General features: G+C 51.9%; 22 protein-coding genes. 7 read left to right on the top strand and 15 right to left on the bottom strand.

The window, feature by feature from the left end:
• Positions 1-15: 15 nt before the first annotated feature.
• The 3 genes from B152_RS0103080 to gloB form a co-directional block, all read right to left on the bottom strand.
• Positions 16-438, bottom strand: coding sequence for a cupin domain-containing protein (locus tag B152_RS0103080; RefSeq protein ID WP_020590915.1), 423 nt, complete (start codon positions 436-438; stop codon positions 16-18).
• A 75-nt stretch (positions 439-513) separates the two neighbouring features.
• Complete coding sequence (locus B152_RS0103085; RefSeq protein WP_026261233.1) at positions 514-1131, bottom strand: glutathione S-transferase N-terminal domain-containing protein; 618 nt, start codon at positions 1129-1131, stop codon at positions 514-516.
• Positions 1132-1203: 72 nt separating this feature from the next.
• Positions 1204-1971, bottom strand: a complete 768-nt coding sequence (gloB, locus tag B152_RS0103090; RefSeq protein ID WP_020590917.1) for a hydroxyacylglutathione hydrolase — start codon at positions 1969-1971, stop codon at positions 1204-1206.
• Positions 1972-2143: 172 nt separating this feature from the next.
• Between gloB and B152_RS22300 the strand changes: the two genes are divergently transcribed.
• Entirely contained in the window at positions 2144-2905 is a 762-nt protein-coding gene (locus B152_RS22300; protein WP_020590918.1) for a class I SAM-dependent methyltransferase, read from the top strand.
• 110 nt (positions 2906-3015) lie between these two features.
• On the opposite strand, the gene metW is transcribed toward B152_RS22300, so the two are convergent.
• Positions 3016-3624, bottom strand: coding sequence for a methionine biosynthesis protein MetW (gene metW / locus B152_RS0103100; RefSeq protein ID WP_020590919.1), 609 nt, complete (start codon positions 3622-3624; stop codon positions 3016-3018).
• Positions 3621-4808, bottom strand: a complete 1188-nt coding sequence (metX, locus tag B152_RS0103105; protein ID WP_020590920.1) for a homoserine O-acetyltransferase MetX — start codon at positions 4806-4808, stop codon at positions 3621-3623. Before metX ends, metW begins: the two co-directional genes overlap by 4 nt.
• 327 nt (positions 4809-5135) lie before the next feature.
• Here metX and B152_RS0103110 point away from each other — a divergent pair, with 327 nt between their 5' ends.
• Genes B152_RS0103110 through B152_RS0103120 form a run of 3 tightly spaced genes read left to right on the top strand, consistent with a single transcriptional unit; the run spans position 5136 to position 8034 of the window.
• The gene (locus B152_RS0103110; protein WP_020590921.1) at positions 5136-5972 is read left to right on the top strand and encodes a chorismate mutase; all 837 of its coding nucleotides are present in this window, start codon (positions 5136-5138) and stop codon (positions 5970-5972) included.
• 48 nt (positions 5973-6020) lie between these two features.
• Positions 6021-7103 (top strand): histidinol-phosphate transaminase, encoded by a 1083-nt coding sequence (hisC, locus tag B152_RS0103115; protein ID WP_026261235.1) that lies wholly within the window; start codon positions 6021-6023, stop codon positions 7101-7103.
• Complete coding sequence (locus B152_RS0103120) at positions 7096-8034, top strand: prephenate/arogenate dehydrogenase family protein (protein ID WP_020590923.1); 939 nt, start codon at positions 7096-7098, stop codon at positions 8032-8034. Before hisC ends, B152_RS0103120 begins: the two co-directional genes overlap by 8 nt.
• A 64-nt stretch (positions 8035-8098) precedes the next feature.
• Here B152_RS0103120 and B152_RS0103125 read toward each other — a convergent pair whose 3' ends face one another.
• Positions 8099-9172 carry a DUF2125 domain-containing protein gene (locus B152_RS0103125; protein ID WP_020590924.1) on the bottom strand — a complete coding sequence of 358 codons (1074 nt, stop codon included), beginning with the start codon at positions 9170-9172 and terminating at the stop codon, positions 8099-8101.
• Positions 9173-9299: 127 nt separating this feature from the next.
• Here B152_RS0103125 and B152_RS0103130 point away from each other — a divergent pair, with 127 nt between their 5' ends.
• Positions 9300-9890: a gamma-glutamylcyclotransferase gene (locus B152_RS0103130; RefSeq protein ID WP_020590925.1), complete on the top strand. Its 591-nt coding sequence runs from the start codon at positions 9300-9302 to the stop codon at positions 9888-9890.
• Between the two features lie 35 nt (positions 9891-9925).
• Here B152_RS0103130 and B152_RS0103135 read toward each other — a convergent pair whose 3' ends face one another.
• From B152_RS0103135 to B152_RS0103155, 5 genes are read right to left on the bottom strand one after another with little or no spacing between them, the layout of a single operon-like run.
• Positions 9926-10126: a hypothetical protein gene (locus tag B152_RS0103135; RefSeq protein ID WP_020590926.1), complete on the bottom strand. Its 201-nt coding sequence runs from the start codon at positions 10124-10126 to the stop codon at positions 9926-9928.
• On the bottom strand, positions 10119-10859 hold the full coding sequence (locus tag B152_RS0103140) for a lysophospholipid acyltransferase family protein (RefSeq protein ID WP_020590927.1): 741 nt from the start codon (positions 10857-10859) through the stop codon (positions 10119-10121). Before B152_RS0103140 ends, B152_RS0103135 begins: the two co-directional genes overlap by 8 nt.
• 4 nt (positions 10860-10863) lie before the next feature.
• Positions 10864-11493 (bottom strand): YdcF family protein, encoded by a 630-nt coding sequence (locus tag B152_RS0103145; protein ID WP_020590928.1) that lies wholly within the window; start codon positions 11491-11493, stop codon positions 10864-10866.
• A 45-nt stretch (positions 11494-11538) separates the two neighbouring features.
• Positions 11539-12429 (bottom strand): cell division protein FtsX, encoded by an 891-nt coding sequence (locus tag B152_RS0103150; protein ID WP_020590929.1) that lies wholly within the window; start codon positions 12427-12429, stop codon positions 11539-11541.
• On the bottom strand, positions 12430-13107 hold the full coding sequence (locus B152_RS0103155) for a cell division ATP-binding protein FtsE (RefSeq protein WP_211212099.1): 678 nt from the start codon (positions 13105-13107) through the stop codon (positions 12430-12432).
• 236 nt (positions 13108-13343) lie between these two features.
• Here B152_RS0103155 and B152_RS0103160 point away from each other — a divergent pair, with 236 nt between their 5' ends.
• Together B152_RS0103160 and B152_RS0103165 are read left to right on the top strand one after the other, a co-directional pair.
• Positions 13344-14150: a zinc-ribbon domain-containing protein gene (locus tag B152_RS0103160; protein WP_020590931.1), complete on the top strand. Its 807-nt coding sequence runs from the start codon at positions 13344-13346 to the stop codon at positions 14148-14150.
• Between the two features lie 112 nt (positions 14151-14262).
• On the top strand, positions 14263-14643 hold the full coding sequence (locus tag B152_RS0103165; protein WP_020590932.1) for a response regulator: 381 nt from the start codon (positions 14263-14265) through the stop codon (positions 14641-14643).
• 8 nt (positions 14644-14651) lie between these two features.
• On the opposite strand, the gene B152_RS0103170 is transcribed toward B152_RS0103165, so the two are convergent.
• The 4 genes from B152_RS0103170 to argH all read right to left on the bottom strand — a co-directional run bounded on the left by B152_RS0103170 (position 14652) and on the right by argH (position 20226).
• Positions 14652-17210, bottom strand: coding sequence for a DUF4175 domain-containing protein (locus tag B152_RS0103170; protein ID WP_020590933.1), 2559 nt, complete (start codon positions 17208-17210; stop codon positions 14652-14654).
• Between the two features lie 67 nt (positions 17211-17277).
• The gene (lysA, locus tag B152_RS0103175; RefSeq protein ID WP_020590934.1) at positions 17278-18549 is read right to left on the bottom strand and encodes a diaminopimelate decarboxylase; all 1272 of its coding nucleotides are present in this window, start codon (positions 18547-18549) and stop codon (positions 17278-17280) included.
• A 1-nt stretch (position 18550) separates the two neighbouring features.
• Positions 18551-18817 carry a hypothetical protein gene (locus B152_RS0103180; RefSeq protein WP_020590935.1) on the bottom strand — a complete coding sequence of 89 codons (267 nt, stop codon included), beginning with the start codon at positions 18815-18817 and terminating at the stop codon, positions 18551-18553.
• Positions 18814-20226: an argininosuccinate lyase gene (argH, locus tag B152_RS0103185; RefSeq protein ID WP_020590936.1), complete on the bottom strand. Its 1413-nt coding sequence runs from the start codon at positions 20224-20226 to the stop codon at positions 18814-18816. Before argH ends, B152_RS0103180 begins: the two co-directional genes overlap by 4 nt.
• Positions 20227-20264 lie beyond the last annotated feature (38 nt).

Raw genomic sequence — 20264 nt, forward strand, 5'->3', positions numbered from 1 at the left:
TCTGTGGGACAGAGATTACGCCGGAGACCATTCTGGCGAGGCCAGTTCAAAGCCATCGAAACTGAAGGCAGGGGCGACAGTACAGCCAACCAGACACCAGCCTTCCTCGGCGTTGGCGGCTTGCCAGTGTTGCTTCGGAATAACATATTGCGGGGTTTGCCCGGCAAGCACATCAGGTCCAAGAATAACTTCTTCACCCTTTACACCATCATGGCTTTTCAGCTTTAGAGGGCTTCCCGCATACCAGTGCCACATCTCGACAGCATCAATGCGGTGCCAGTGAGAAGACTGTCCTTTTTCCAGCAGGAAAAAAATAGCGGTCTGGTCGCCACGGCTGCCATCATCAGCTGTGTGGCGATAAGTTTCCCGATACCATCCGCCTTCAGGATGAGGCTGGAGCTGAAGATGATTTATCAGGTCGCGGGCTTGCTGGTTCATTGAGAACTCCTGAATCAGAATATTGTCTGGGGATCAACAGGGCGATCCCCAGACAGTATTCGCTAAGTCGTGAGACTAGAGGTTTTTGGGAGGGGCTGTTTTGGTGACGGATGGGCGGCGTGATGTGGTTTCAAACCATTGCGCCAGCCCGGGGTGGCCTGTGCGCCAGTCCTCATCACCGTAACGGAAGTCCAAATAAGCCAAGGCGCAGACAAGAGCAATTTCGCCTATAGCAAAGTTTTTGCCGAAATCCCCGGAAGAGAGCGCCTGCTCAAAAAAATTCAGAGCCTTGTCGATTTTCATGCGCTGCTGATCATGCAGGCCCGACCATTGCAGTTTTTCCGGGCGGAGCCTGCGTTCCATAGTGCGAAGAATACTTGCATCCATGATGCCATCCGCCAGGGCGTGGGCATTTTGGCTCTGCCATCTTGCCTCACCGTTGCGCGGGATCAGGGGGACATCATCGGAAAGACTGTCCAGGTATTCGCAGATCAGAGGAGAATTACAGAGGACGCTGCCCTCCCTTGTCGTCAAGGCAGGAACCTTTCCCAAGGGGTTTGTTTGCCATATCGGCGAGTCAGCGGTGAAGGTTGGGGCAGGGACAGTTTCAATTTCCTGATCCAGCCCTTTTTCAATCGCAACCATCAGGACTTTGCGCACATAGGGGGAGGTCGAGGAGTAATAGAGTTGCATAAGGGGCTCCACAGCTTGGGGACGTGAGGTTTTACTCTAGAGTTGTTTCCTGTTGAAACAAGAAAAGGGTGCTTAAAAATTATCTTTCCTGTGACGGATTTCGGTAAAAACCTCCTCGTCAGATGCCTGGCTCATCGCGAGTATCTTTCTGATTTTTGGGTCTCCCGGGCGGAGAAAAGGATTGGTGGCAAACTCGTCACCCAGACGGCTTGGAATCGTGGGCAATTTGTCCTGCCTCAGCCTCTCTATCTCTTCTGCTCGCTGGATCAGAGCGGGATTCTCAGGGTCGATACTCAAGGCAAACCGGGCGTTGGAAAGTGTGTACTCGTGGGCGCAACAGACAAGAGTTTCCTCGGGTAAGCTGAGATACTGCTGCAGGGACTGCCACATCATTTCCGCTGTGCCTTCGAAAAGGCGGCCACAACCGAGAGCAAAAAGGCTGTCGCCGGAAAAGAGCAGAGCTGATTTTTTGAACCAGAAGGCAATATGCCCGAGAGTGTGTCCTGGTACGGAAAAAATTTCAGCAGTTTCAGAGCCAAATACCAGCTGCTGGCCTCCCTCAAGGGCGTGATCAAGCTGAGAGATTTTCTGCCGCTCCCTGGCCGGGCCGATAACCGTTGCTCCGGTTGCTGCCTTGATCTCTGCAACGCCCCCGATGTGGTCGTGATGATGATGGGTCAAGAGAATATGGGTGATTTTCCAGTCGCAGGAACTGGCTTCTCGCAGTATTGGCAGGGATTCTCCGGGGTCAATGACCGCAACAACACCAGACACAGGATCCCGCAGGAGGTAACAGTAATTATCACTGAGAATGGGGATTTGTTTGACCTCTAGCGCCATGGGGGACTGTTCCTGTTGTATTGCGTTGGCTTTTCATTTGTTAATGCGATCTTAGCGCCCTATGTTTTAAAGATCGACTGCCGTTTTTCTTTTCCGGGATTTATCTATCCTTTTCGGTGATCTTTCCGGGAAAGAGTTCAGGGACGGCAAACCTATCTTTTCAGAGAGCATCATGTGGACAGACGTTGTTGATCTACAGGATTTCTATGGTACGCGCCTGGGAGCGGTGGCGGCCCACGTCATCCGCGGGAATATCCGTGATCACTGGCGCGATGTTCGTGGGAAAACGGTGCTCGGGCTTGGTTACACGACCCCGTATCTGACACAGTTTGAAGACGAAGCCGATCGGGTGATGGCTTTTATGCCAGCGTCTCAAGGGGTTTGTCACTGGCCGAAAGGCGGACCCGGGAAAACATCACTGGTTGATGAGACGATGTTGCCACTACCAGACTATTCGGTTGATCGGGTCCTGCTGGTGCACGGTCTGGAGAGTAGTGAATACCTGAGAGATATGCTCCGCGAGATCTGGAGGGTACTGACTGGTGATGGCCGCCTGTTGATCGTTACACCAAATCGTCGGGGGATCTGGGCCCGGATTGATAAAACGCCTTTTGGCTGGGGGCATCCCTTCAGCCGTTCACAGATTGCCCAGCTTCTTGATGATACACTTTTCGTGCCGATGAGCACCAAGCGGTCTCTTTATGTTCCGCCGAGCCAAAGAGCTACAATTCTTCAAGCTGCACCTGCCTGGGAAAGAATAGGGCGACGATTTTTCCCGACCTTTGCCGGGGTTTTGACCGTCGAGGCGGGCAAGCAGCTTTATATCCCGAGTACACGCAAGCGGGCGTCCGGGATAAGACGTCCGGGGCTGGCCAATGTGCCGAATGTCTTCCAGAAAGATAGCCCTCTTCGCGAGGCCATTGAAGAAGGCTAGCCTTGAAAGGGACGGGCTGTTCTGAGCTTTAGCCGTAGCCGCGCGTCGTCTCGTATAAGGCGAGCAGTGCCTTCCTGATAGGGGCCTATATATCAGCCCGGCTTTGCCGTCTATTTCCGGTGCAGTAAAAAGATGGCCTGCTGTGCTGTCAGGTTGGGGAACAGCAATTGTTTTTGGCGACCGCGTTCATCCAGAAACAACGTCTTGGCGATGCGGATATTCATATCCTGACAAAGAGCAAAAAAATCATCGACGGTGCAGAAGTGAATGTTCGGCGTTTCGTACCACTGGAAAGAAAGGGACTGTGTCACAGGCATCCTGCCTGCAAACGCAAGGCTGGAACGTACGCGCCAGTGTCCAAAATTGGGGAACGAAACGATGGCCTTTTGCCCGACACGTAACAATTCCTCCAGAACATGCCGGGGGTTGTTGGTCGCCTGAATTGTCTGACTTAGAATGGCGTAATCAAAAGCATCGTCCGGATAGTACTGCAGATCGGTATCCGCGTTACCCTGAATAACCGAGAGGCCGCGTGCGACACAGAGATTCACGCCCTTTTGCGAGAGTTCTACCCCGCGCCCGGAAACAGCCCGGTTGTGGACAAGAAAATCCAGCAACGCACCATCGTCGCAGCCAATATCAAGCACCCTGCTGTCGGGTTCAATCATGTCGGCAATAAGTCGGAGGTCGTTCCGTAAGGTATTGTTTGCCGCCGTCATGATGTTGTCCCCTTGCCATGTCCATTGAACCAGCGCTCGGCACAGCCCTTAACAAAACCGTCAATCGTCTCGTGAAATTCAGGCTCATCAAGCAGGAAGGCATCATGACCGGCATCGCTTTCCACCTCGACGAAAGAGACATCAGCAGCAACTGCGTTGAGCGCGTGAACGATATCTCTGTTGGCTTTGGTCGGGAACAGCCAGTCGCTGGTGAAAGAGACCACACAAAAACGTACGGGAGAGTCCTTGAAAGCATTTGCCAGACGTCCCTTGTGTTCAGCAGCCAGGTCAAAATAGTCCATAGCCCGGGTGATATAGAGATAGGAATTGGCGTCGAAGCGCTCGACAAAGGTATAACCTTGGTGACGCAGGTAACTTTCGACCTGAAAATCTGCATCAAAACCATAGGTGAGATTGGAACGATCCTGAAGCCTGCGGCCGAATTTACGGTGGAGCGCAGGTTCAGACAGATAGGTCACATGCGCCGTCATCCGGGCAACAGACAAGCCGGCTCTCGGAACCTTGTTTTTTTCCAGATAGGCCCCGTGACACCAGTCGGGATCGGCCATGATTGCCTGGCGCCCAACTTCGTGGAAAGCAATATTCTGTGCCGTATGGCGCGGAGCCGTGGCAATGGGAATAGCCGCAAAAACCATTTCGGGATAACTGACTGCCCACTGCAGGACTTGCATACCCCCCATAGATCCGCCGATGACACAGAACAGTTTTTCAATGCCCATGTGGTCAATCAGGCGCTTTTGGGCACGGACCATATCCCCGATAGTGATAACCGGAAAATTAAGTCCGTAGGGTTTGCCTGTTTCGGGGCTAATCGAAACCGGACCAGTGGAGCCCATGCAGCCGCCGATCACACTGCTGCAGATTACAAAATACTTTTCGGTATCAATTGCCTTGCCGGGCCCAACCATCAAAGACCACCAGCCTGGTTTTTCTGTGATGGGGTGGGTCTCTGAAACAAACTGGTCCCCGGTCAGAGCATGACAGATCAGGACAGCATTGGTTTTGTCTGGATTCAGGGTGCCATAGGTCTGGTAAGCGATTTCAATTGGCCCAAACGACAGGCCGCTGTCCAGAGGCATCGGCTCTTCAAATAGAACACGTTGACCTGGGAGCTGGACTGTCTTGTCCTGAATTCGGATCTCATGGCAGTTGGTATCAGTCATTGCGACAGGGCTGTCTCACTCTGGTTTACCCGTTTCGGGTTTTACTCACTCTGGAAAATACGAAGAGCAGGGAAAAACATCTACTGGTACAGCAGGCTAGAGGCCTTCCCGGAGTTTGTCACTGCTACTCCGTTTTGTCTGGTCATAAAACTGTTCAAAACTGCGTGTATTATTCTTATGCAAAGCTTTTATCGCCGGGGGTGCTGTCGTGCAAGAAAGAATGGTTTGGCAGAGGTTTTTAAAGAATCTTTCCTTTGCTTTTCAACCGGGCTGTGTCTATCTGTTTGACTCGGTTTTAGGAACAGGCATCAGGGAATTTTATCTGAGATGGAACAGCTTGCCGATCTTCGAGGTCAGATCGATGAAATTGACACGCAGATTCATGATTTGTTGATGAAGCGCGCGGGTGTTATTCAGGTGATCTCTGCGCAAAACGAGCAGGCAAAATCAGGTTTGCGTCCTGGTCGGGAGGCACAGGTTTTACGGCGTCTGGTCAGGCGTCATGCAGGGGTTTTGCCCAAAGCCGTTGTTGTTAGAATCTGGCGCGAGATTTTTGCCAGTAGTGCCCAGCTTGGCAGTGAGCTGGCCGTTTCGGTTTATGCCCCGGAAAGTGATACCAGATTCTATGACCTTGCCCGGGAACATTTTGGCATGATGACCCCTATCCGGGGATGTCAGACCGTGATGTCTGTCCTTCGAGAGGTCACCGACGGACAAACATCAGTCGGGGTATTGCCACTGCCTTTTACCGGTGAGGATAATCCGTGGTGGTTGGCTCTTGCCCAGGGTGAAGCCGCAACCAACACCCGGATCATTGCCCGTCTGCCCTTTTACAATGCCAGCGGAACGGAGCTGGCCGAAGCCGTAATTGTTGCTCAGGATACACAGGAAGCTACCGGAGCTGACAGAAGTTATGTTGTTGCTGAATCCGGTGAACCCCTGTCCCGTTCAACCTTGAAAAGCCTGCTTGATAAAGCAGGTCTTCCATCGCTTAATATTCAGATCCATGCCCCTGATCCTGCGTATAGCTTACAATTGATCGAGGTGGATGATTATGTTGCTCCAGGTGATACACGTCTGGCGCATCTGGGGGAGCTTTCGGACCAGCGCATTACCCATGCCTGGACGATTGGTGGTTACGCTGTTCCCCTGACAGAGGCGTAACAACCGGCCTCAGGCCGTTTTTTTCCGATAGATATGAAAGTTCAGAGAATGGCTCTTAAACCACAACCCGGAATTATGGATGTTTCCCCTTATGTTGGTGGAGAATCTAAAGTTGAAGGTGTCGACCGGATCTGCCGCTTGGCGTCCAATGAAAACCCGCTTGGGGCTTCGGATGCAGCAAGAAAGGCGTATCAAGGCGTTGTAGACAATCTTCATCGATATCCGGATGGTGGTTCCTGTCTGCTTCGGAATGGGATTGCTGAAGCCGAAGGCCTTGTTGCCGACCAGATCGTTTGTGGCGCCGGCTCTGATGAGCTTCTGGCCTTGTTGATACGATCCTATGTGGGGATTGGCGACGAGATCGTCTACAATGAACACGGTTTCCTGATGTACCCGATTGGGGCAAAGACAGCTGGTGCTGTTCCGGTAAAGGCTGCAGAGCAGGACTTGCGGATTGATGTTGAGGCCATGCTTGGCGCGGTCACGGATAAAACAAAAATCATGTTCCTGGCCAATCCGAATAATCCGACCGGCAGTTACATCACGGAAAAAGAGCTCCGTTATCTGCGTGAAAACCTTAACGAAGATGTTCTGCTGGTGATCGATGCGGCCTATTGTGAATATGTGGACAGTCCGGACTATATCAGTGGCGCCTCCATGGTGGAGGAGTTTGGCAACGTGGTTATGACTCGGACGTTTTCCAAAATTCACGGTCTGGCATCTCTGCGTCTGGGCTGGGCCTACTGTCCTCCAGAAGTTGCCGATGTTCTCAACCGTGTCCGGGGACCGTTTAACGTGAGCCTTGCTGCCCAGGCTGCAGGTGTCGCGGCAATCAAGGACAAGGCACACATTGAGCGATCGAAAGAGCTGAATGCGAGACTTTTAAACTGGTTCCGTCAGCAAGTGGCTGAATTGGGGCTGGAAACCCGCACCTCCGTTGCAAACTTTGTCTTGCTGGATTTCAAGACTACCGAGAAGGCGGCTGCAGCACTGGAGTTTCTCAAACAACGCGGAATCCTTGTGCGCGGGATGGGAGCTTATGGTTTGTCCGGCTTCCTGAGGATCAGTATTGGAACAGACGAAGAAATGAGGGCGGTGGTTGAAAACCTGACCGTATTTGTCAATGGATGATGAAAAGGGGAAACCCCTGTTTCAAAAGGTTGCTTTGATCGGCATTGGCCTGATCGGGTCTTCGCTGGCACGCGCGATCAAGAAAAAGGCGCTGGCATCAGAAGTTGTGACCTGCGCCCGTTCCGAGGCAACACGCAACACGGTTGAGAAACTGGGCCTGGTTGATGCAGTTTATGACAGCCCGGCAGAAGCGGTCAGGGATGCTGATCTTGTCATTCTCTGTACGCCAGTCAGCACTTATGATGATCTGGCTGCCGCAATGGCACCGTCTTTGAAGGCGGGAGCCATTGTCAGTGATGTTGGTTCGGTCAAAGAATCTGTTATTCGGGATGTGGGACAACATCTGCCTGATGGGGTCCATTTTGTTCCTGGGCATCCGATTGCAGGAACCGAACACTCCGGACCGGAGGCAGGCTTCGCTGAATTGTTTGAAGGGCGCTGGTGTATTCTTACCCCGGTGGTTGGGACAGATGCCCGGGCAATCGAGAAGGTTTCAAACTTCTGGGCTGCTCTGGGAAGTATGGTTGAAATCATGACCCCGCATCGGCATGACAAGGTTCTGGCGATTACATCGCATTTGCCGCACCTTATTGCCTATACCATCGTTGGGACGGCAACGGATCTGGAAGAAACCGATCAGAATGATGTCATCAAATTCTCTGCTGGTGGCTTCAGGGACTTTACCCGAATTGCAGCTTCTGATCCGATCATGTGGCGAGATGTCTTCCTCAACAACCGAGAAGCTGTACTTGAGATGTTACAGCGTTTCACCGAGGATTTGACTGTCTTGCAGCGGGCGGTACGCTGGGGTGAGGGAGATGTTCTTGAGGATCTCTTTCGTCGGACCCGGGAAGTTCGCCGGGGTATTGTCGATGCCCATCAGGCTGGAACATTTGATGCGCGTGAACCGGATGATGAGTTGAAGAAATAATCAAGATGTTCTTTGTGAAACAGGCTCCCGATTTGGGGGCCTGTTTGCATATGGGGCGGTGCTATTATTGAACCAGGGGTGGCAAGGGAAACAAGGCTATGGGACCAAGTGAAAGCCAGCCATCCTGAAGGAGCAGGGGCACATTGATTTCATGACGTCCCCGACTGTTGGTTTTACCAAGAGCCGCAAGTGATAGTTTGATGCCGAAACTTTGTCCTTTGCTCAGAAGGTCAGATTTTTCCATCTGTTCGACTACCCCGTCAGCCCCTTCAATCCGGCTGTCGAGCTTCCCTTCGGGACGCAGCCGATTGTCGAGCGTCAGTTCCCCACGGGCATCGACAAGCAAAGGCCCCCAGCGAAGGCTGGCATCATGCAGGGATAAAAATCCGCCAGTGTCTCTCCAGAGGTGAAGTGCCTTGTCGAGTTTTGCCTTTGGGATATCGCCGTAGAGAGTAGTTTCCAGACGCAGTTGGGATATTGGACCTTTCAGGGGTGTTTTTTCCAGTTCAGGGTGGTTGATATCTTGGGCGTTCAGGGTGATGTCGAATTCCTGTAACGTTGTTCCTGCCGAAGCAGGACGAAGAGGACCCAAAGTACTGTCCAGACTTGCGATCTCCAGAGGGTGATGCCCTTCGCGCTGGATGAAGAGCGCATCGGCCTGCAGGCGGGCATGAAGAAGTTCCCCTTTCAGGGTGATCCTTGCTGTCGCTGTGGCCTTGTTGCTTTGTACTCGAACTGCGGGTTCCTGATGAGGCAGCCCATCGATCAGGTGTTCTGCGGAAAGATCGAGTGACATTGAGAGCGGAGACCAGGGAGCTGCCTCGGCGATCAACTTTTCTGTCTGCCAGTACCAGCCTTCAGGAGAGCGAATTTTGGGATTTTGCAGGCTTGCTTTCACAATAAAGGGGAAGCCCGAGAGCGCTAGTTCGCCATGGGTGATTTCAAAGCCCCGTGCCTGTTGTTTTTCAACCCAGCGTGACAAACCTGTTTCCATCTGTTTCGCGGCCCAAAACCAATAGGCAACCGCTAGAGCAAAAACAAGAATGCACAGAATGATTCCTGCAAAAAACATACGCTTTGCCAAGTTGCCGGGTGCAGGGGGGAGAGAGGATGATGTTTCTGGTGGGGCAACCGACATGGGCTCTTGTCTCGCGAGTGACTGAAAGGTGTTCTGAATAACTATTTCTGGTGATCCCTTTATGTTCGGGAAGCCAGTCGATAAACTTTCTTGTTCATACGCATAGACGATTCGGAGTAATGGAGCAATGTCGACCCCTGAACTGAGGGCCTTTTATGATGAACACCTGCCTGTTGAACCCGGCCGGGAGTTCTGGGTCTTTGGATATGGCTCCCTGATGTGGAATCCCGGTTTTCCTCATGTGGAAGTTCAGCCTGCGACACTGCAGGGATATCACCGGCATTTCTGTATCTATTCCTATTTTTACAGAGGAACACCTGACTGCCCTGGACTGGTTTTGGGACTGGATCAGGGGGAGTCCTGTATTGGCATGGCTTATCGGGTTCCGGCAGCGGAACGGGATGTGGTTCTGGATTATCTGTTCGAGCGGGAAATGATTTCCGGTGTTTATCACCCCCGCTGGGTTGAGGTTGAGTTGAAATCCGGGGAGAAAATCCCGACGGCAACGTTTGTTGCAGATGTTGAACACGAACAATATGCCGGAAAGTTGAGCAAGCAGGAGCTGATTGCCCATGTTCTGCAGGGAGTGGGCAGCAGCGGTCGCTGTTACGAATATCTTGAAAATACCGTTAAACACCTCAAAGCACTAGAGATCAACGATCCTGGCCTTGAAGAGCTGTTGCTGGAGGTTCAGGAAGCCATGAAGACGCTTCCCTGAAAACCTAAAAACCTATGGTCACTTGGAGAGGTGCTTTAGTGTAACAGTGTGTTGAAATAGGCAATCAGGGCATCGACGTCGGTCAAGAGCCAGAACAGGCCGATGACGATTATGCCGCCAAGCGGTAATGTATACCAGGGATGGCTGATCGGGACATGTTCGCCACAGGCATAGCAAATGTCATCGTCCCGTCCTATCTCGGTGGAGCATTTGGGGCACTTTCTCGGCTCAGCCATTCTCTTTCGCCTCTGCTTGACGGGCCTCGTCCATTAGACGGTTACTGGCTTCTTCAATCGTGTCTTGCATTCTCTTCATGAAAGCCTTGCGATCAAGACCAGGGGGGATCGGCGGCAAATACTCCATGATAATCTTGCCTGGTTTCTTGACAAAAGCATCGCGTCCCCAGAACAGGCCAGAGTTCAAAGCCACGGGGCTAACTGTTACACCAAGTCCGGTATAGAGAGCTGCAATCCCTGTCTGATAACTGGGTTCCTGGCCAGGTGTTGCCCGAGTGCCTTCAGGGAAAATGATAATAGGCCGCTTGTCAGATAAGGGTTTTTGAGATTCCTTGATCATCTGGCGCAGGGCTTTGGTTCCTGCCTTCCGGTCAATTGCGACGACCCCGCCTTTCCAGAGATACCAGCCGAACATCGGAATACGCAACAGCTCTTTTTTCAGAATAAAACAGGGGTTGGTATTAAAGGCCATCAGGGCAATGGTTTCCCAGGCCGACTGGTGTTTGCTGACAAGAAGAAAGCCTTGATCCTTTGGACGGTTTTCTACGCCCCGGATTTCATATGTCGTGCCACAGATTACCTTGAGCAACCAGAAGACCACGATCGCCCAGTAATGCCCGGCGACAAGCATGAAGCGTTGTGGAAAGACCATGAGGAGAAGACAGGGGGTGAAATAGAGAAGACACCAGATCAGATAGCAGACGTTAAACGTCAGGGAACGTAGAAAAATCATTGGTTTATCCGATCAGTTTGTCTCGTAAATCTTCACCCCAGTTTCGTATCTGGGCCAAAAGAAATTTATTATATTCAGAAAGAATCAAGGTCATGCTGCCAGGCCACATCCACCAGTCCTTGTGTCTCACATTTGCAGGAAACACCGGATAAGGCTGGATGGTTGCCCTGGGCATGGCATGACGGAATTCCAGTAAACTTCGGGGCATATGATAAGAAGCTGTCACAAGACGCAGGGATCTGTACCCCTGTTCATCCAGCCAGCTCTTGGTTTCAAGGGCGTTGCCTCTGGTATCATCTGCTTCATATCCCAGGGTGACACAACATTCCAGATTGTTGGGGGCCTGTTGGGAAAGCGAGAGCAGCTCCCGAACCTCAACGCCTTGATAGACACCCGAGATAAAAAGTTTTTTTGCCTGGCCGTTGGCGAGAAGCTCCAGACCTGTATTGATCCTGTCACTGCCGCCCGTAAGCACGACGATGGCATCAACAGGTGCGACATCGTTGCTTGTTTCTTCGGGCAGGGTCGCCGCAAACCAGAAAAAGCCCCCGATCCAGAGGAGAAGGCTTGAAACAATAACAAATGAGCTTAACCGCAGGCTAATAAAGCTGCCTTTTGCTGATCTACGAAACACAAAGAGAATCTTTCCTGTTTTTCACATCACCATTCCCATGTCGTATCACGGCATTAAGGCGAGACTGCGAAGCACAGTCAGTCGGGCAGTGATCATGGCAACAAGGGAGGCCCCGACCGGAATAAGAAGGAGAAGACCCCATTCTGTTGCGGTGAGGGTAAAGCTTGGAAGCAGGGCACTGTTTGCCTGTCCGAGAAGGGTGCTGAAGGCTGCGATGGTCAGGCCGGCAAGGAGGAGACCTGCAAAACCACCCGCCATACTCAGCTTCAGGGCATGAAGCTGAAACCGGTTGGCGATGTAGGCATCCTGGGCCCCCATCAAATGAAAAAGCTCAACGACCTGTCGGTGAATGGCAAGGCCCATTCTGGTGACAAGGATAACCATAAGTGCTGCTGCCCCACCCACCAAAAGCACAACCAACAGGGAGACAGTTCCAATGATTTTGGCAAGGCCCAGAAGATTTCCCAACCAGCGTTGATGGTCATCAATACTGGCTGTTGGCAGTTTTTCAGCCGTTAAGACCTTTACGGCGTCAAGCGTCCGGGCGGAAGATTGCGAAAGCTCGATGGAAATAAGCAGGGGGATCGGCAGATCGTGGAGTACGACATCTTTTCCCAGCCAGGGTTCAAGCAGTTTATTCAGTTCACCATCGGTGAGCATTTCCGCTTTTTTGACATCGGGAATTTTTTTAAATTCCTGCAGAAGCAACGCAGTCTTTTTTTCGATGGCCTGACGTTCAGCAGGTGACTGGCCTGCAGGAACCTGGATCGTAAGGCTGTTGGACAAGCCCTGATCCCAGCGATTGGCCAGTTTGTTCATGGTGAGGGCAACAATAAGGGACATGGTTGCCAGATAAACCATGACGGCGATCAGCCAGGGTAAAAAACGGCTGGAGGCATCTTTGTCCAAGGGAACATCGTTACGAGAACCGAACATTCAGGCTGCCCCACTCTCGGTGTTCTGTTCTATGGTTTGCGCCGAGCGAATCAGACGGACTTCACCATTGATGATCTTGAATACCGGGTGGTTAAACCGGTTAACGAGGGCTTCGTTATGAGAGGCAACGACGATGGTTGTGCCCCGTTTGTTGAGCTCTTCGAAAAGAAACAGAAGTCGCTCGGCTATTTTGTCATCCAGATTCCCGGTCGGTTCATCGGCAAGCAGCAGACTGGGGCGGCCGATAACAGCCCTGGCGATTGCTACGCGTTGCTGTTGGCCGCCAGAAAGAGTTGGTGGTTTTGAATCAAGATTATCCGCAAGCCCAACCCAGGCAAGAAGTTCACTGACGTTACGTCGTACCTTTTCCAGCGGCATGCCGGTGATGGTCAGCGGGAGAGCAACATTTTCCAGGGCACTGAGGTGATCAAGCAGGCGGAAGTCCTGGAATATAATACCAATTCTTCTGCGCAACATGCTGGTTTCTTTGCGATCAAGCTGTGAAACATCGCGCCCGAAAAGGCTGAGCCTTCCTGTGGTAGGGCGATGAGCCAGATACATCAGGCGCAGTAAAGAGGATTTCCCCGCGCCACTGGGGCCGACCATGAAATGAAATGATCCGGGCTCCAGTGTCAGGTTGACCTGATGAAGCACATCGGGACCGTTTCCGTAGCGCAAATGGACATCCTGAAAACGAACCAAAGGTTTGAAATCCATGGCAGTGAAAGAGGATCAAACAATGGCATATTTTATCTGGGAGCGTAAAGGCTTGTGCTGCTAATATTCTCTGAGTCCCGGAGTGGGAGACAAAACTGGATGTGCTTGTCTTGCCTTCGCTTTTCCCGCACCCTATAAATTAAAGTCGTAATGATATCGTTACTCCCGAATATGCTTCTTCGCTGGTGGTGGGCCCAATGATTCTTTCTTGTCCTGAATGTAGCAGCAAGTTTCGACTTGATTCTGCAGCACTGGGTACTGACGGACGTAAAGTCCGGTGCAGCAGTTGTCGCCATGTCTGGTTACAGCTGCCGGAGGAAGAAACGACCGAAATAGAAGTTTCTGACGCAGCTGCTGAGAACAGTGGCAGCCAGGTTGACGGGGGATCTTTTGATAACGAGACAGATGATTTTTCTGATGAGGCGCTAAGTGGACCACCTCCGCTTGATGATGACTTTGTTGAGCCGGGTAAAAAAATCAGAAACAAGCGTCCGAAAGGTTTTGCCCCGGACCGTCAGGAAAAGAAAGGTCGCGGGGGATTGTGGGGCTGGCTGTTGCTCCTGCTGGTTCTGGGCGGACTGGGTTATGGTTTCTGGTTCGAAAGAATCCTGATTGTCTCGACGGTGCCCGAAGCGATGAAACTCTATGCTCTGGTCGATCTAGAGGTCGAGTTCCCGGCAGGGAAAGGTCTGGAGATTGAAAACCAGAAGAATGAACGGGCGACGAACGATGGCAAGAAAGTCATCGTCGTTTCAGGAGATGTGAAAAACATCACAGGAGAAGTTATTATTGTGCCCAAGCTGATCGGTGCTTTGCTCGATCAGGATGGAAGGGCTGTATCCCGGAAAACGCTAAAGCTCGATGTGTCTTTCCTGGCACCGAACGAGACAACCAGCTTTTCCATAGAACTGGTAAATTCCTCCAAAGCCGTGCTGTCGGATGTGCGCTTCATTTCTGATGAAGAAGCTTTGCAAATTCCTGATTTTGAACCGTTGGAAGAGTAAGAAAACAGTCTGAATTCTTGTGGCGACTTATGCCATAGCTTCACGCTTCCCATCGTGATACCTTGTAGGTAACATAACGTTAACCAAACTTTTTGTTGCGGTGGTGGATACGATGGCAAAAATCTTGATTGCCGAAGATGACAAAGCTGTTCGTAGCTTCGTTGCCCGTGCGTTGACGCACAAGCAACATGAAGTAAAGACGGTTGGCGATGGGATGCAGGCCCTGGAAGCGCTGCATGAAGAAAGTTTTGATCTTTTGATTACAGATATCGTTATGCCCGGCCTGGACGGCATAGGTCTTGCTCTCAAGGTTGCCAAAGACGCACCGGACATGCCTGTACTTTTGATGACCGGATATTCTGCGGAAAAACAGCGGGCTCATAATCTTGAAGAGCTGGTTTTCCAGGTTGTGACCAAGCCTTTCAGTCTTAAACAGATCTGTGCTGCTGCTGAAGCGGCGCTTGAAGGCAAAGCCTTGCAGCTGGAGACCTAGAAAAAAGGCTAAAAGCGTTCCAGCAGTCGCTGAATATAAGTTTTTTCTTCCTGACTTCTGTTCCGGTCATTCCGTCGTTCTCTCAGCTCCTGCAAAATCCCCCTGCTTTCGAGGAAATCAGCTTCTTTGGGCAGAGGAACACCTTGTTTTGTCATGGTACGGCCGTTTTCACCAAGATTTCGCCCAAAGGGATCGCGGCCTTTGCCACTTTGACCTCTGACCCATCCGCTTCCGCTTTCTGGTGCCTGACTGAGCATTTGCAGAAATTTTTCAGCAGCTTGTTCTGCCCCGTTTTGAAGTTTTCTCAAGCTGCGGGTTTGTGCCTGAACCGCCTGCTCCGTTTCCGTACCATCGCCATCCTGCCCCTGGAGTGCATCACGGGCGATGCCCATTGATTGCTCAGCCTGTTCGAGGTCATCAGGGATCTGCCCAAGCATGTCCTGTAGCTGTTGCATCAGTTGCTCCAGCTCCTGGCGGAGCTGTTCCTGGCTCTTGGCATCTCTCGCCTGGCGTTCACCCTCATTCTCTCCTTCGCCTTGGCCTTTGTCACCAGGGCGGCTGTTTCCGGGAATGTTCCGCGAAGAGGGTTGTTCGCCGGGTTCTTTCTTTTGCCCGCCTTGTCGACTTTCGTCCAGTTCCTGCTGTCGCTTATAACTGTTTTCCAGAAGCTCTTCCTGTCGTTTGATCAGGTCCTGCAGTTCTTCGAAAGCACGACGGCCAGCCTCGCTCATCGGGTTTTGCTGTTGTTGGCCCTGCTGGAAGGCCATATTCTCAAGCATGTTTTGCAAGTCTGAAAGCAGCTTCTGAGCTTCGTCGAGCTGTCCGTTTTCTGCCAGCATCCTTGCCTGGTCAATCATCTCTTGCAGATCTTTTTGATCAACCGTCATCTGGTCGTCGGGAATCGGAGAGGGGGGCTGGTTCTTTTCGTTTTTGAGAAATTCTTCAAGCATGTTGGTCAGCAATGAATCGACAGCCTGTTGCAGTTGATCCATGAGCTGGGCGATTTCTTCCATACCAGCATCTGCCGCCAGGGCCTCACGGAGCTGTTCCTGTATCTGTCTCAGGTCTCTTTGGGCTGTACTTAACCGGCCGTTTTCGAGATGGAGAGCTGTTCTCCACAACAGGTTTTGACTTTCAGCGACACTGTCTTCGGACGGCCTGTGCAGCAGATTTTTTCCGGCAACCGAAAGAGCCAGGGAAACCAGACTGTCATAATCGTAATTTTGCGGCTGTTTGACCAAAGCATCCAGGGAAAGCATGACCTTGACGTTATTTCGGCGCTGGACAAGATCCTTGCGCAGGCTAACAAGGGTTCTGGCCAGAGGGTGGGTGAAGGTTCGCTCGGGCAATCTTATCTTTACCTGATCCCCGAGGCCGATTTGTCCAATTCTATCTTTTGTACTCAATTGCAGCCAGACTTCTTCGCCTGCCCAGATATGGTCCGTAAGATCCAGGAAGTGCAGGCTCTGGTATTGCTGTTCATTGCTGGCGGGCAGAGGCAGGGTGTATTTTTCAGCTGCATCAGGGTCGTTTTGCCAGAAGGTGATACCGAGTTCGGTGGTGCCGTAGTCATCGCGTGTTTCAAAAACCAGTCTGAGTAATCCCTGGGTGTTTCCAAGAGGTTTTTCGAGCAAGATGACACTGGGCGGCAGGTCTTCCTTGAGATCGAATTCTGTTTCGATCAGGCTTTGAAAGCCTGATCTGACAGAGAAAGTGCCGCTTTCTGTCAATTGAAATGAGCTTTGGAAAGAGGTCTCTCCGGTCTGCTCGAAAGCAAGATCCTTGCTCGCCAACCTCAGGTCTGGAGGGTTCTCAGGACCATGAACCTGGATAATGGCTCGGCTGTTTTCGGGGAGGTCCAGTCGAGGAGGAATGTGAAAATCCTGATCAAAAAACAGGGGTGCGGCCCCGGTGTAGTCAGGGGGGGTAAGCCAGATGCTGTATCGGGTGCCGACGCCGGACGATGTGGTCAAGAGGCTGCTAATATTTAAGCTCTTGTTCAGGCGTTCCGGCCAGAGATCAATTGAAAAGAGGGCAATAAACAAGCCCAAGGCCAGGAGGCTGCGTAACCCGTAGGGATCTTTGCTTATCATCAGAGGGGTGGTCTGGGGGATACGCAAGGATTTGAGGTCACGGGCAAGCCGAAACTTGTTTTCTTGCCAGAGCCGGAGGCCGTTTGCCGTGACCTGAACAGGACGGTCACCCAGGCTACTGAGGGGACGGTGGGCCAGAGAGTTGTTTACTTCGAGCCGTCGATAGATCGCGTGTCGGCTGGGTAACCTGACCTTTAGACAAAACCAGACAGCAGTTCCCAGAAGCAACAGGCCAGAACTGATGAGGAAAACAAGATGAAGCCATACTGGGAAGTTGCCGACTAATCCAAGAAGCATCCAGAGGGCAACAGCTGAGAAACTGACGCAGAAGGGCCAGGAGGCAGCCCAGAAGGCATCAACAGAAAGAACCAGCCGCGTTAGAAACACGGCTTTCCGCAAATTTCGCGGCAGATCGGGCTCTGGTCTGTCGCCTCCGGTTATCTTGGCTGTCGAGGGCGGGTTGTCTTTCTGCATCAGTACAAATGATTCCTGTAGAAATTCATTTGAACATCCCGCCCTGAACAAGATTATCCGTAAAGGATTATGAGGATAGCCACTCAGGCAGGAGGTCCTGACCTATAAGTGTATCATAATCAATCCGTTTGCGAACCACTGCATATTTATCCCCTTTGACCAGCACTTCTGGTGCATTCAGCCGGCTGTTGTAACTGGAAGACATCACCGCGCCGTAAGCGCCAGCTGATTCCATTGCCAGAAGGTCACCTGCTTTTACAGGAGGAAGAGGTCGTTGGCGGGCAAAGGTGTCGCCTGATTCACAGATCGGGCCGACAACGTCACAAGATGAAATCTCCGCATCTGCTTCCGGTTCGTTCAAAGGAGTTATGTCATGCCAGGCGTCGTAAAGGGAGGGGCGGATCAGGTCGTTCATGGCTGCATCTATAATCACGAAGCGCCGATTTGAACCCTCTTTGACATAGATGGTCTCTGTAACCAGTACACCTGCATTGCCAACAAGGAAGCGCCCGGGTTCAAAGATGCATTCCGCATCCAGTCCCTGTACAACTTCACTGACCGTTTTGGCGTAAATAGCAAGATCTGGCGGGGTTTCATCATTGTACTGAATACCGAGACCGCCCCCAAAATCAATACGTTTGAGGGGAAGACCAGCTTGTTTGAGTTCGCTATAGAGGCCTGCCAGACGCTCGAAAGCGTCTTTGAAGGGGCTGGCATCGGTCAATTGAGAACCGATGTGAACCGCAAGGCTTTCGATAGCTATATTGGGAAGGTCGGTGGCTCGCTCGACAAATTCACGTACCCGCGGAATATCGATACCAAACTTGTTTTCGGCCTTACCTGTAGAAATTTTGGCATGGGTCTTGGCGTCAACATCAGGGTTTATCCGAAAGGCGATGGGAGCCACGACACCCATTTTTTGAGCAACGGCAGAAAGGGCTTCCAGCTCAGGCAGGGATTCCACATTAAACTGCAGAATGCCGACTTTCAGGCCGAGAGCCATTTCTTCGGGCTTTTTACCAACTCCGGCAAAGACAATCTTCTTGGGATCTATGCCTGCCGCAAGAGCACGGCGCAGTTCGCCTTCGGATACAACATCTGCTCCGGCTCCGGCTGCGGCCAGTGTACTGATGACAGACTGGTTGGAGTTAGCCTTCAGGGCATAAAAGATTGTACCTTTAACGCCTGCATCTTTAAGGGCAGAGGCAAAGGCATTATAAGCGTTGACCATCGCGGCGGTGGAATAGCAGAAAAACGGCGTTCCGACTTCGCGGGCAATGTCTTCCAGCGGCAGGTCCTCTACATGGAGCCTGCCGTTGCGGTATTCAAAAGAACTCATATCAGTTTCCGTAAGTCGTGGTCTTGGTCCGGGAATTTTTGCGGATATTCAAACCCTGAGGCAGAAGGTTCTCTTCTTCTACAGTCTGTGCCGGAGCAGAGGAAGTAGCAGGGGTCACTGAAGGAGGATAGGGATACTGTGCCGGATAGTCCCAATCACCCTCAGGCCGATCAAGTTTGCCGACCTTGCCACAACTGGCCAGGAGCAACAAACCCGCCAGGAAAATCCCGGCTCTAAAGACAGTTTTCCCTGTTGAGGAATAGGTCATCGGATAAAACGCTCCCGGGCGGCTTTGGCCGCTGCCTTGACATTTTCAGGTGCGGTGCCACCAAAACTTGTGCGGCTCTGCGTGGATTGCTCAACGGTAAGAAAACGGAATATTTCCTGTGTGATCCTTGGCTCGACGGACTGCATTTCTGCAAGATCCAGTTCACTGATATCACATTTTTTGTCTTCTGCCTTCTTCACAATCGTACCCGTAACGTGATGGGCATCCCGGAAGGGGAGACCAAGTTCACGCACAAGCCAATCGGCCAGGTCTGTCGCTGTCAGAAAACCGTCAGCAGTGGCGGCATGCAGTTTGTCGCGGTTGGCTTTCATATCGGTAACCATACCAGTCATAGCTGTTACGCAGAGGATCAGGGTATCTGCAGCGTCAAAAACAGGCTCTTTATCTTCCTGCATGTCCTTGCCGTAGGTCAGGGGAAGACCTTTCATGACGACGAGCAGGGTGTTGAGCGAGCCGATAACACGTCCGGCCTTGCCCCGGATCAGTTCTGCTGCATCGGGGTTTTTCTTCTGCGGCATGATCGAGCTGCCGGTGGTGAAAGCATCGGAGAGGGTGACAAATCCAAAGCCCTGAGAGCACCAGATGACCAGTTCTTCAGCAAAGCGGGAGAGATGGATGGCCATGATGGCCCCGGCGGACATGAATTCGAGAGCATAGTCACGATCAGAGACAGAATCGAGGGAGTTTGCGGTCGGACGATCAAATGCAAGAGCCGTGGCCGTAGCGTGACGGTCGATTGGAAAGGATGTTCCGGCCAGAGCTGCAGCACCGAGGGGGCATTCATTCAGACGCTTGCGGCAGTCAACCAGGCGGCTGCGATCCCGGCCAAACATCTCGACATAGGCGAGCATATGATGCCCGAAGGTAACTGGCTGTGCTGCTTGCAGATGGGTATAGCCGGGCATGACTATGTCGTGGTTTTTTTCGGCCTGATCAATCAGAGCCTCAATCAGCAGCCCGGTCTGTTTATCCAGCTCATCAATTGCACCGCGAACCCAGAGTTTAAAGTCTGTTGCAACCTGGTCGTTTCTGGATCTGGCGGTGTGCAAACGGCCTGCTGCATCGCCGATCAATTCACGCAATCTGTTTTCGACATTCATATGAATATCTTCGAGCGCAGCAGAGAAGGTAAAACGTCCTTCCTGGATTTCTCGCAAAATTGTGTCTAGACCTTCAAGGATTGCCTTGCCATCTTCAGGGGAAATGATGCCCTGTTTAACCAACATGGCGCAGTGAGCTTTGGAGCCTGCAATATCCTGTGCAGCCATGCGTTTGTCAAAGTCGATGGAAGCATTGATTTTTTCCATAACTTCCGCGGGGCCTACGGTAAAGCGGCCGCCCCACATGGCGTTGGCTGTGGTTTCACTGGCTGTTTTGGTATTTGACACGGTGTTCTCTTTCGTCTTTTCAGGCGTGCGACTTATGG

The organism is Kiloniella laminariae DSM 19542 (assembly GCF_000374005.1).
GTDB lineage: Bacteria > Pseudomonadota > Alphaproteobacteria > Kiloniellales > Kiloniellaceae > Kiloniella > Kiloniella laminariae.

Bases quoted from the DNA above. Each gene is read 5' to 3' on its own strand.
- B152_RS0103135 (WP_020590926.1), bottom strand. From the start codon at position 10,126: ATGGCTGAGCCGAGAAAGTGCCCCAAATGCTCCACCGAGATAGGACGG.
- B152_RS0103085 (WP_026261233.1), bottom strand. From the start codon at position 1,131: ATGCAACTCTATTACTCCTCGACCTCCCCCTATGTGCGCAAAGTCCTG.
- lysA (WP_020590934.1), bottom strand. From the start codon at position 18,549: ATGAGTTCTTTTGAATACCGCAACGGCAGGCTCCATGTAGAGGACCTG.
- B152_RS22300 (WP_020590918.1), top strand. From the start codon at position 2,144: ATGTGGACAGACGTTGTTGATCTACAGGATTTCTATGGTACGCGCCTG.
- B152_RS0103140 (WP_020590927.1), bottom strand. From the start codon at position 10,859: ATGATTTTTCTACGTTCCCTGACGTTTAACGTCTGCTATCTGATCTGG.
- B152_RS0103150 (WP_020590929.1), bottom strand. From the start codon at position 12,429: ATGTTCGGTTCTCGTAACGATGTTCCCTTGGACAAAGATGCCTCCAGC.
- B152_RS0103170 (WP_020590933.1), bottom strand. From the start codon at position 17,210: ATGCAGAAAGACAACCCGCCCTCGACAGCCAAGATAACCGGAGGCGAC.
- metX (WP_020590920.1), bottom strand. From the start codon at position 4,808: ATGACTGATACCAACTGCCATGAGATCCGAATTCAGGACAAGACAGTC.
- B152_RS0103160 (WP_020590931.1), top strand. From the start codon at position 13,344: ATGATTCTTTCTTGTCCTGAATGTAGCAGCAAGTTTCGACTTGATTCT.
- B152_RS0103130 (WP_020590925.1), top strand. From the start codon at position 9,300: ATGTCGACCCCTGAACTGAGGGCCTTTTATGATGAACACCTGCCTGTT.
- B152_RS0103080 (WP_020590915.1), bottom strand. From the start codon at position 438: ATGAACCAGCAAGCCCGCGACCTGATAAATCATCTTCAGCTCCAGCCT.
- B152_RS0103125 (WP_020590924.1), bottom strand. From the start codon at position 9,172: ATGTCGGTTGCCCCACCAGAAACATCATCCTCTCTCCCCCCTGCACCC.
- hisC (WP_026261235.1), top strand. From the start codon at position 6,021: ATGGCTCTTAAACCACAACCCGGAATTATGGATGTTTCCCCTTATGTT.
- gloB (WP_020590917.1), bottom strand. From the start codon at position 1,971: ATGGCGCTAGAGGTCAAACAAATCCCCATTCTCAGTGATAATTACTGT.
- B152_RS0103165 (WP_020590932.1), top strand. From the start codon at position 14,263: ATGGCAAAAATCTTGATTGCCGAAGATGACAAAGCTGTTCGTAGCTTC.
- metW (WP_020590919.1), bottom strand. From the start codon at position 3,624: ATGACGGCGGCAAACAATACCTTACGGAACGACCTCCGACTTATTGCC.
- B152_RS0103120 (WP_020590923.1), top strand. From the start codon at position 7,096: ATGGATGATGAAAAGGGGAAACCCCTGTTTCAAAAGGTTGCTTTGATC.
- B152_RS0103110 (WP_020590921.1), top strand. From the start codon at position 5,136: ATGGAACAGCTTGCCGATCTTCGAGGTCAGATCGATGAAATTGACACG.
- B152_RS0103180 (WP_020590935.1), bottom strand. From the start codon at position 18,817: ATGACCTATTCCTCAACAGGGAAAACTGTCTTTAGAGCCGGGATTTTC.